This window comes from Ruegeria sp. HU-ET01832 (genome assembly GCF_040371315.1).
Classification (GTDB): domain Bacteria; phylum Pseudomonadota; class Alphaproteobacteria; order Rhodobacterales; family Rhodobacteraceae; genus Ruegeria; species Ruegeria lacuscaerulensis_A.
In genome coordinates this window covers 1-1298 of the sequence record NZ_BAABWL010000019.1, presented here as the reverse complement: position 1 = coordinate 1298, position 1298 = coordinate 1, and the positions used below count along the sequence as shown (strand labels likewise).

The following is a 1298-nucleotide window of genomic DNA, read 5'->3' as shown; positions in this document are numbered from 1 at the left end:
ATGGCAAAGGAAAAGTTTGAGCGTACAAAACCGCACGTCAACATCGGCACGATTGGCCACGTTGACCATGGTAAAACCACGCTGACCGCAGCGATCACCAAGTATTTCGGTGACTTCAAAGCGTATGACCAGATTGACGGTGCGCCGGAAGAGAAAGCGCGCGGCATCACCATCTCGACCGCCCACGTGGAATACGAGACCGAGAACCGCCACTATGCGCACGTTGACTGCCCCGGCCACGCCGACTACGTCAAGAACATGATCACCGGTGCTGCCCAGATGGACGGCGCGATCCTGGTTGTGAACGCCGCTGACGGCCCGATGCCTCAGACCCGCGAGCACATCCTGCTGGGCCGCCAGGTTGGCATCCCGAAGATGGTCGTGTTCATGAACAAAGTTGACCAGGTTGACGACGAAGAGCTGCTGGAACTGGTGGAAATGGAAATCCGCGAGCTGCTGTCTTCGTACGAATACCCCGGCGACGATATTCCGATCGTTGCAGGTTCGGCTCTGGCCGCGATGGAAGGCAACAACCCGGAAATCGGCGAAGAGAAAATCAAGGAACTGATGGCGGCTGTTGATGAGTACATCGACACCCCCGAGCGTGCTGTTGACCAGCCGTTCCTGATGCCGATCGAAGACGTGTTCTCGATCTCGGGCCGTGGTACCGTTGTGACCGGTCGTGTTGAGCGTGGCGTGATCAACGTTGGCGACGAGATTGAAATCGTCGGCATCCGCGACACTTCGAAAACCACCTGCACCGGCGTTGAAATGTTCCGCAAGCTGCTGGACCGCGGTGAAGCGGGCGACAACATCGGCGCGCTGCTGCGTGGTGTTGACCGTGACGGCGTTGAGCGTGGCCAGGTTCTGTGTAAGCCGGGTTCGGTTACACCGCACACCAAGTTCGAAGCCGAAGCTTACATCCTGACCAAGGAAGAAGGCGGTCGTCACACTCCGTTCTTCGCGAACTACCGTCCTCAGTTCTACTTCCGTACAACTGACGTGACCGGAACCGTGACCCTGGCGGAAGGCACCGAGATGGTCATGCCTGGCGACAACGTATCGTTCGGCGTTGAGCTGATCGCGCCGATCGCGATGGAGCAGGGCCTGCGCTTCGCGATCCGCGAAGGCGGCCGCACCGTCGGCGCCGGCGTTGTGTCGAAAATCACTGAGTAAGGCGCGCTTGCCGCGCCTGGTTGCGGCAGGCGATTTTCCAGGGGAAAATCTGCCGAGAGCAACTCGGGTGAATTAAAGAAGGCCGTCCCAAAAGGGGCGGCCTTTTTCGTTTTTGGCGAGGC

General features: G+C 59.0%; 1 protein-coding gene. It reads left to right on the top strand.

Features of this window, described 5'->3' with window-relative positions; genetic code table 11:
- Positions 1-1176, top strand: a 1176-nt coding sequence (tuf, locus tag ABWV79_RS22275) for an elongation factor Tu (protein WP_170356932.1), incomplete at its 5' end; no start/stop codon positions are given.
- Between the last annotated feature and the right edge of the window lie 122 nt (positions 1177-1298).